Annotated in this window: 13 protein-coding genes; 9 read left to right on the forward strand and 4 right to left on the reverse strand. The window is 54.2% G+C overall.

Going from position 1 to position 8,589, the window contains the following annotated elements; translation table 11 throughout:
- The first annotated feature begins 26 nt into the window (after positions 1-26).
- A complete protein-coding gene (locus tag FIU93_RS22740; RefSeq protein WP_152506861.1) occupies positions 27-713 on the forward strand; it encodes an XRE family transcriptional regulator in 687 nt (228 codons plus the stop codon).
- A 60-nt stretch (positions 714-773) separates the two neighbouring features.
- Complete coding sequence (locus FIU93_RS22745) at positions 774-1,067, forward strand: hypothetical protein (protein WP_152506862.1); 294 nt, start codon at positions 774-776, stop codon at positions 1,065-1,067.
- Between the two features lie 413 nt (positions 1,068-1,480).
- Here FIU93_RS22745 and FIU93_RS22750 read toward each other — a convergent pair whose 3' ends face one another.
- A complete protein-coding gene (locus tag FIU93_RS22750) occupies positions 1,481-2,206 on the reverse strand; it encodes a hypothetical protein (protein ID WP_152506863.1) in 726 nt (241 codons plus the stop codon).
- A 143-nt stretch (positions 2,207-2,349) separates the two neighbouring features.
- Between FIU93_RS22750 and FIU93_RS22755 the strand changes: the two genes are divergently transcribed.
- From FIU93_RS22755 to FIU93_RS31625, 7 genes are all read left to right on the forward strand, one after another.
- Positions 2,350-2,559, forward strand: coding sequence for a hypothetical protein (locus FIU93_RS22755; protein WP_152506864.1), 210 nt, complete (start codon positions 2,350-2,352; stop codon positions 2,557-2,559).
- On the forward strand, positions 2,556-2,801 hold the full coding sequence (locus FIU93_RS22760; protein WP_152506865.1) for a pyocin activator PrtN family protein: 246 nt from the start codon (positions 2,556-2,558) through the stop codon (positions 2,799-2,801). Before FIU93_RS22755 ends, FIU93_RS22760 begins: the two co-directional genes overlap by 4 nt.
- A 17-nt stretch (positions 2,802-2,818) precedes the next feature.
- Positions 2,819-3,058, forward strand: a complete 240-nt coding sequence (locus tag FIU93_RS22765; RefSeq protein WP_152506866.1) for a hypothetical protein — start codon at positions 2,819-2,821, stop codon at positions 3,056-3,058.
- A gap of 371 nt (positions 3,059-3,429) precedes the next feature.
- Positions 3,430-4,044: a hypothetical protein gene (locus FIU93_RS22770; RefSeq protein WP_152506867.1), complete on the forward strand. Its 615-nt coding sequence runs from the start codon at positions 3,430-3,432 to the stop codon at positions 4,042-4,044.
- Positions 4,045-4,060: 16 nt separating this feature from the next.
- Positions 4,061-4,273 carry a hypothetical protein gene (locus FIU93_RS22775; protein WP_152506868.1) on the forward strand — a complete coding sequence of 71 codons (213 nt, stop codon included), beginning with the start codon at positions 4,061-4,063 and terminating at the stop codon, positions 4,271-4,273.
- A gap of 43 nt (positions 4,274-4,316) precedes the next feature.
- Complete coding sequence (locus FIU93_RS31620) at positions 4,317-4,964, forward strand: hypothetical protein (RefSeq protein WP_209010208.1); 648 nt, start codon at positions 4,317-4,319, stop codon at positions 4,962-4,964.
- A 16-nt stretch (positions 4,965-4,980) separates the two neighbouring features.
- Complete coding sequence (locus tag FIU93_RS31625) at positions 4,981-5,502, forward strand: hypothetical protein (RefSeq protein WP_209010209.1); 522 nt, start codon at positions 4,981-4,983, stop codon at positions 5,500-5,502.
- A gap of 369 nt (positions 5,503-5,871) precedes the next feature.
- Here the strand turns inward: FIU93_RS31625 and FIU93_RS22790 are convergent, their stop codons facing one another.
- The 3 genes from FIU93_RS22790 to FIU93_RS22800 all read right to left on the reverse strand — a co-directional run bounded on the left by FIU93_RS22790 (position 5,872) and on the right by FIU93_RS22800 (position 8,581).
- Positions 5,872-6,573: a 4'-phosphopantetheinyl transferase superfamily protein gene (locus FIU93_RS22790; RefSeq protein ID WP_152506869.1), complete on the reverse strand. Its 702-nt coding sequence runs from the start codon at positions 6,571-6,573 to the stop codon at positions 5,872-5,874.
- A gap of 111 nt (positions 6,574-6,684) precedes the next feature.
- Entirely contained in the window at positions 6,685-8,325 is a 1,641-nt protein-coding gene (locus FIU93_RS22795; RefSeq protein ID WP_152506870.1) for a cyclic peptide export ABC transporter, read from the reverse strand.
- Between the two features lie 46 nt (positions 8,326-8,371).
- A complete protein-coding gene (locus FIU93_RS22800) occupies positions 8,372-8,581 on the reverse strand; it encodes an MbtH family protein (protein WP_022999502.1) in 210 nt (69 codons plus the stop codon).
- Between the last annotated feature and the right edge of the window lie 8 nt (positions 8,582-8,589).

Consider the following 8,589-nt stretch of genomic DNA (forward strand, 5'->3'; position numbering starts at 1 on the left):
TGATTTGTTGACCGGGAAAAGTACGTATGCTAGAGATCAGCCGCTTCTGTGGTGGAAGTAGGAACGGTGGAGCTGAACCCCAGCTTGCCCAGTACGAAGATCAGGCACAGGCTGTTAAACGGGTGGTGCCGGCCTTAACGGGTCGGCCTGTGTTTGATACCTCTTCTTTAAACCCCTCCCATAGCTTCGAGTCTGTGCTATCATCTTCTGATAAGCCAAATCTCGAATTTAATTCCAGATCACGTTGTAGTCGCATCGGGGGAAAGTCAACCAGAAATTTAGGGGGTTGCATGGAATGGCACGAAAGACTTGAGCGAAAACGCCTGGAAAAAGGCATCAGCGGCGCCGAGCTTGGCAGACTCTCTGGCATCAAATACGACAATGTTATGAAATATTTACGCGGCAAAGTAGAGAAGCCGAGAGGGGACACTCTTTCGCGTCTCGCCAGCGCGCTAGGTACTACAGAAAAGTTTTTGCTCTATGGGGATATCGAGCAAACAAACGGTGCGGCTACTGTAAATTATGACAGGGCAACTGCCGCAGAGTTCATCAAAACATCTAGTCAGGCGTATGATCAAAAGGTTTACAACGAGGCCTTTGACCTCACGCTGGAATTGCAAAAAACTTTTGCCAAAGAGTCCCTTGTCGGCCGAGAAGACTTCCAGAAAGCGCTCCTCCTGATTTACGAGGCGAAACTAAAAAACAGGACGTGACCGACCATGTCACGACCATGTCACACCACATTTGCCACAAACGAATATTGTGGAGGGGTTATGTGCACTGAACAATTGCCGGATGAATGCAGAGACGAAGTGCTTGAGATCTTTTTCGGGTGCCAGCGTCTTTCGATAAAAGAAGCCTTCGATCAATTCATTATCGATATGAAAAAGCTTGGAATGGAGACCTTTGTGGCTTTCCAGGCTGATATCGAGCTAGAGGTTGAGAGCTTCGAAGAACTTCAACAAACACTAAGCGACGCTCAAAAGTCGCGCCTCATGGAGGAATGCAACAGGTATATGTACTGGAAAGCGATTGGAGGCGACGATGCCCGGTCTTCAATTTGTTGAGCCGATCTCCGTCTCGGCCATCCAACGAGGACTGATCGACGACACGGCGCAAGCCATCTGGAAGCACTGGTCGAAATCTTGCGGCGTGGTCGACATGGAACTGCGCCCGCTACTCCAGCACTGCACGATTTTTGAGGGATTTGTCGAGCCTGGCCGGCTCTCAAGGATACTTGGTGTCGGCCGCCACACGATCACGCGGCGCATGTACGAGGGGCGCGTTGAGGATCTGACGCGTCAGAAAATCAATTTCGACAACGATTTTCAGCGCGAAACAACCAACTCACACTTCCTGTCGTCGATCGATCGAGAGACGCGGATAGACAGCATTGGATACGACTACCCGCTTCCCGATGGTGAGGACTGCTACCTGCATTACGACAGGATCGTATTCCCGTACACGACGACAGCAGGGGTTAGCTTTCTAATAATCTATGCGAAACCTCTTCGTGTCGTTTTGCCAAGAGATATACCATCGCGTCGATATCATCACGTGAGTTTGCCACATACCATAGATCAAACTTTGGTACACGCTCAGTGTTCCCCCACTGCAGCAGAAGCTCGCGTCTGAAGCCCCAGCCGTAGACCGCTTCAAGGGCGTTGCGGAAGTCGCGCCACGGTATGAAGGCGTAAACCAGACTGGCGTTGAATTTCTTCTGCGCCAGCACCTGGACGAGTTGACCCACAACTCGCCCCAAGCCTTTTACGCGATATTCTTCCCTCACCCACAAGTCGCCGACATATGCGACGCGACCGCTAATTCTTGCGGCAAAGTCATAGATCGGCTCATCGAGCCGCGGCTGGTAGCCGAACTCGGCATATATTCTCGGCCAGAATTCCTTCCAGTGGTCGAGCAATGACATTTCATCCAAGTCATTGATCCGGCCTGTTGCGGTGCAAACGACCTCGTCATCGGAATTCGTGACGACGATATAGAGAAAATCCGATCTCAGATACGTGCTCAGCCTGGAGTGCCACTGGTGGCCGACATATAGTTTGTCGCATTCTTCCATGCTGTCATGGAATTCGTGGTACTTCGTCAAATTGTTCCCGTAGTGGATACTGTAGCCAGCTGAAACAAGACTTGTTTCCAATCTTGATAGCGCTGCGGAAAACAGCATTTCACGCTCGACAGAATTCATACACAACCCCCACGTCGATTTTCTAGTTAAGGAAGTGTGTGCCGGTGCGTCAATCGTCAATGGGGAAAAATATTTATGATTTTCGTTGACTTTTTTTACAAATTTGTATATTGAGTCTGAGTGAATTTTGGAGGCGCACCGTAATGACAGATAGAACCGTCGCTGAGATAGAGTTTAAGGCGCAGCAGCGCCTGCCCGTTCCTGGTCGAGATGTGTTGGTATTGGTCGAGCGGATACGGGAGTTGGGGAGTGTGCTGCGCGAGATTGCTAACTCTGACGATGTAGATAACGCGCTGGATCCGGAACGCAACAAGCGGCTGGCTATGGCGGCCATTTCTGGAGGCCAACCATGAACACGGTTTTCCTTCTCATGGCGCAATTTGAAAAGGTCGCCATTCCGCTCGATGCCGTCCGCAAAGAGTTTTTTGGCGGCATGACAGATGTGGCCTTCAAGCGCTGCCTGTCCGATGGGCGGATCAAGCTGCCCGTCGCTCGTGCCAGCGACAGCCAGAAGTCTGAACGGTTCGTGCATGTCGCGGATCTGGCCGCCTACATCGATGAGAGGCGCGACCAGGCGCTGCGTGAGATTGGGTGAATGGAAAGGGAAGAGCTATGAGCAAAGAAGCAGTGAGCAAGATGCGGGACGGGCTGGGAAGCGTTGTGATGAAGATGAAGGACGATGAGGCCGCGGAGCCTCATCCGGATTTCGAGGTCTTCTCAGACGAGGCGTATTTCGGCATGTGGTGTCTGCGCCCGATCGGCAATCGTTCGTTTGACGAAACCATCCATTTCAACATGCGCGGCGATGCCGTTAACGCGTCTCATGTCGTCGCGGCATGGATGAAGAAGTAGAGGCAGGCCCGTGCTCGAATGGCTGAAGCAACTGGTCTGCAGGCACTACTATGTGGAGAGGGGACGGACGAAGCACATGGCCTTCACAGCGGTAGGCCCGGAACGATTAATTTTCTGGGAGCGTGGCCACGAATATTGTCTGAAATGCCGCAAATATCGGCGCGGCAAAAAGTATGAAAGTTGAGGTCCGGCAGATGGAAGAACTCACATGCTCTTGCTGCAATCGGCACGTCGGATGGATGAACTATGCAGGCCCTCGCGGGTCCGTCTACTGCGACGATTGCAAGGAAGAGGAAGACAGAGAAGAGGCAGAGCGCGCGTTTGAAGACGCCATCATGCCTGGCGGTTTTAACTGATCAGAAAGGCCCGTCATGGACGTGAAGATATTGACATTTCAGGGTGAAAACGACCCGAAACTCTACGCGTGCGGAAAGTGCGGGAGTGTCTTTTCGCCAAAGATTTACGCCGTTCGTGATGACATGGCACACGACGCGGCGCGGAGCCGAGCAGATGAATGTTGCGCCAAAAAGTATTGCGCCTGCGGTACTGAACTTGAGAGCGGCTGGACAGCCTGCGCACCTTGCCGCGAACGAAACAAGCTTCTGAAGGCAGACGTTATCGACGCGCAAAGCTATGACGGTGCCGTATCAGCAGATGTCACTGGTGAGTGGGGTGAAGGCTATTCGTCAAATATCGCCGCGATGATGCAATCCTGCGAAGATTATGACGAGCCTGTGCCGATATATTGCCATCCGTGCACGGAACAGCATCTGCGCTTAGATCCCTACAGCCTGCTCGAACAAGCGACGGACGACATGCACGAAGATGCAGGCGACCAGGTCGTTGATGCTGACGCGCTTGTGGCGTTTCTCAAGGACTGGAACGCCAAGCAGACCTGCATTTCATATTACGAAGACAGAAGCCGCGTGATCGTCCTCGATCAGGAGCGCTTTGACACACTGATTGCAGAGCGTGAACCAGCGTAATCAGAAAGGCCCGGACATGGCTGAAACGGTAGAAACTTGGTGGGGTGAAGTCACCATCATTGACAAGCAGGAAGCGCGGGAATTGGCGATCAGCGAGTTTGATGCCGCCGTCAGCCGCTTTGTCGATCAGATGCAAAGCGCGGGCGGATGTATGCCAGCCATAGCCACTCGCCTGCGCATCCATGCCGACGAATTGGCAGACCGCTTCCCTGATGATGCAAACTCGTGATCAGAAAGGCCCCTCGGGGCAGAAAGGACAAGCTATGCCGACGATGTTTGAACAGGCAATGCGCCTGGATATGGAAGAGCAAGCGCAGCGTGACGAGCAGTCAGACCTGCAATTTCAGGACTACGTCAAACCGTGGATGCTGGCGTGCTTTGGTCAGGAGATTGCCGACAACATCATCGAACGCAATCACCGCTTCCTTGAAGAGGCGCTTGAACTTGTCCAGGCGGAAGGCTGCACACGGTCTGAAGCGCACCAGCTTGTCGACTATGTTTTCGACCGGCCAATCGGTGAACCGCATCAGGAGGTCGGCGGCGTCATGGTGACGCTTGCGGCGCTCTGCCTGGCTGCAAATCTGAACATGCACAAGGCAGGTTCTGATGAGCTGAAAAGGGTATGGAAAAAGAAAGACCAGATCCGTGCGAAGCAGGCCGCCAAGCCGAAGCATTCGCCCGGCATGATCAGCGTGAAGGAAACAGTAGAGAAGAGAACACTTCGAACCGGTCGCGTCGAATACACGATCCAACTCGAAATCGGAGACGGTGAATGTGTCCGCGACATCATCGCTTTCGAGTTTGATAGAAAGAGTCTCTCAAGCTTCCGACAAGCGCGTGACCGCGCTTACTGGCTTTGCTGCGGCCTCTCTCAAGCAGAAAACATTTTGAAGCCGCTCGCTCAATCTTCGGCAGCGTAACCAGAAAGGCCCGGCTATGGGATATGGCTGCTACGAGCTGAACGGACGCGACCAAGGATATGGCGTGCCGTGCAAATGCGATCACCCGGATTGCGGCGAGGAAATTCATCGCGGGATGGCTTTTGCGTGTGGCGGCGACCCGATGGAGAACTGCGGACTGTTCTTCTGCAACAGGCATCTGGCCAACTGGCGAGACGACGACGGCAACGGGTGTTGCGAGCGGTGCGCATCAGATCAACCCGCATTCGATCCGAAGCCGGATATTCAGGAATGGATTGACTGGAAACTGACTGACGAGAGTTGGGCCGCCTGGCGGGCTGAGAATCCGGAGTGGGTCGCGAAGCACCAATCAATGTCGCCTGAGCCGAACGCCAAGCGCCATAGCGTTACGCCGAAGAGTTGTGACGTTGGCTGGCACATGCTCGCCTTCGCGTTCCTGGCCGTCACGGGCGCTGCGTTGGCTTTCGCCCCGCCCATAAGCACTGGTGGCGTGCGGGATGCTGTGGAAGGCCCGCTCTGGCATCTGGTCGCGCCATAACCGTTACCCATCACACTCAACCTCACGCGTCATGCTTCCCTCCCGGCATGGCGCGTTTTTTATGCCGATCTCCACGCTGCCGGCATTATCATCCAGCCACGTTAAACAGGTGCTACAAATTTGCTACAACGGCAACCAACAGAAATCTAAGCCATTGCAACGTAACATCTATTTCTATCGATCCGTCCACTCCATCATGGGGGCGATGGAAAACTTATGCTCTTGATACTGTTGCATTTTTCTTCAACTGCAAGGAACTGGCTCCGGACGTCCACCGTCTAGGATGGACAGGCCGCGTGTCGCGTCGTCCAAGCTTGTTCTCATGTCGATCAACTTTAGTAGACGCGAAATAACAAATTTCGCGGCTTTTCAAAAGCTCCGCTTTTCACAAAGGGTAATTTCAACGTCCCTTGCGTCTATTCCCCCAAAGACCGCCAGCGCGACACGCCAGTGCCCTGAACGCCGGCTGATCTGGAAGGAACTGGCCGGACGGCGGAGGTCGGGCGGCGCGGAAATTGCGATGTCCCGATCGTCAGCCAAGGTAAAGCTGACGGTGGTCAGATCGGCTGTAATGCCCAGGCCAACAGCTTTCAGATACGCCTCTTTCAGCGTCCAGAAATCCAGAAATCTGGAGGTCTTGTGAGCTCCTTCAACCTTCGCCAGCTCTTGTCTTTCTCCGGGTGAACAAACGTCGCGCATCAACATGTCTACTTCGACCGTGCGCTGATCCGTTTCCGCATCAATGCCGATCACGCCCTTCCTCGTCACGGCGCAGGCAACCAGGCCACGTGTATGCGTCAGGCTGAAGTCGAGGTCTGACCGTCCGGCGACTGCCGGCTTTCCCTTAGCCATTGGCGCGAACTGCCAATCGCGCGGTGCCGTACCGGGTTCCAGATCACTCAGGGTTTTCCGCAGCAACGCATGTGCAAGCGCGTAGTCCTTCCGGTCCTGATCGAAATGAAACGCATGAAACCGCTGTAGTTCATCCTCCGAGAGAATTTCCAGCGCAGATTCGAGATCCTCGGAGCTGCAGCCGGTCGTCTCCAGAATGATCGCCTTGGTGCCTGGCAAGTTAACTCCCGGAACTCTGGAGATGGTAATCGGAGGGCAGACTGTTTCACCCTGTTGAGAAGTGACCTGGACACTAGCGAGGCTCTACCGTCAAGAACTCAGCCGAAGGTTTCAGACCGTGGCATCAGCCGGACTGGACACCTTGCTGATCCTGCCTTCTTCCATCCAGACGATCTTGTCTGCAACATCGAAATACCGGTCGTCATGCGTGATCGCGATGACTGTGCGGCCTTCTTTCTTCAGTTTCATCAGGAAATCTGTATAGAACCAGCGCCGATACTCCGGATCCTGATCGGCGGCCCATTCGTCAAAGAGGTAGACATCCCTGTCTTCCAGCAGGGCAACGACCATGGCGAGCCGCTTTCTCTGGCCAGTGGACAGGTTCGTCGTGCTGAACCGGTTGTTCCGGTAGTGAACCTTCTCGTCCAGTTTCATGTCTTCCAGCAGGTCGTAAAGCTTCTGCTCGTCCGTCAGATCCACACCATAAAGCCGGTCGAAGAGGTGGAAATCGGAAAAGATGACCGAAAACAGGCTGCGATACCGGTCGATGTTTTCAGGTTTGACGACCTTGTCGTCCCATGACAGATGACCACCATCCGGCTCATAGAGACCTGTCAGGATCTTCGCGAGGGTCGACTTGCCGCTGCCGTTGCCACCAACGATGAAGGCCATTTCGCCCGATGCAATTTCCAGGTCACACGGCCCGATCGAAAACGGGCGGTCGCCATCTTCGCTATGATAGGTGTAGGCAATCTTCTTCAGGGATATACCTTTGGAAAGCCTTGCCTGCCGCACTTCGCTGCGCTCATCCATGGCTTCGCTGTGTTTTTCCAGAAGCTCTCTCAATTCCTCGATATTGGACACCGCCAGATTGGCACGCGAAACCACCGGCAACATGCGGATGATCGAAGTGATTGCGCCGCTGGCAAAGACGATCACCGTGACAATCTTGCCCGGGATCGAGAGGTCCGACACATAAAACGGTATCGCAAAGACCAGCGTTCCCATGAGCGTATAGAAGAAGACATCACTGACAGACTGGCCATAGTTGAAGGAGCGGCCTGATTCCACCCGTAGATCCTCGACCCGCTCCGATCGCGGAATGATGTAGTTGTGGAAGAGATCGTCGCTGCGCTGCGCGTTCAGTTTCACTTCCTTGAAGCCGCTGAGAATATTCTCGAAGCTGTTGTGAAAGGCCTGTTCGCTCAGGCTTGCCTGGCGCATCAGTTCCTCCGCATCGCGGTAGCTCTTGCGATAGAAGAAGATGGCGCCGGCCAGAAACGCCAAGGTGACGATAAAGGCAAGCGGCGAAAGATAGCAGATATAGAGCGCCGACATGACCAGCTGCATGACGAAATAGATCAGACCGACAAGCGCTGGCGCCGTTTCCTCGATTGTCTGATGGTCACGACCAACTGCTGCCCGGATACGGGTCAGGCCGATTTCTTCTACGGTTGCGAGGTTCAGACTGCGGACTTGCGCGGTCACCCGGATCCGCAAGCGACACAGATAATCGGCGATGATTGCGGTTGCCATGTTGAGGGCGCGATTCATCGTGAAAAGAACCGTCGCGCAGCCAAGCACGAAGAGACCGAGATACTGCCACTGCAGACCGGTGTTCTGCTGATAGTTCGTCACCGCGTTGATGACGGCGATGATCAGCCCCATGACCAGCCCGGGCACCAGGGAAAGCAGCAGGAAGGTGCGTTTGCTGTCGCCCGCTTCACGATACAAGAGACGAAAGAAATTCATCGAAGACCAGGCGCTCCAGGTGGATCATCACCGTTTGAGAAATATGTCAGTTCAAGGCAGCATCCCGAAGACTTTTCGGGCGGATGTCGGTCCAGTTGGCGTTGACATAGTCCACGCAGTCCTGCCGCTTGCCGGGGCCGAAGACCGACCGCCAGCCATCGGGGATCGGCACGAATTCGGGCCAGAGAGAATGCTGTTCCTCGTCATTCACCAGCACATGGAAAATGCCGTCCGGATCGTCGAATGGATTTGTCATCGCCGTCT

The organism is Labrenzia sp. THAF35 (genome assembly GCF_009363595.1).
GTDB lineage: Bacteria > Pseudomonadota > Alphaproteobacteria > Rhizobiales > Stappiaceae > Roseibium > Roseibium algicola.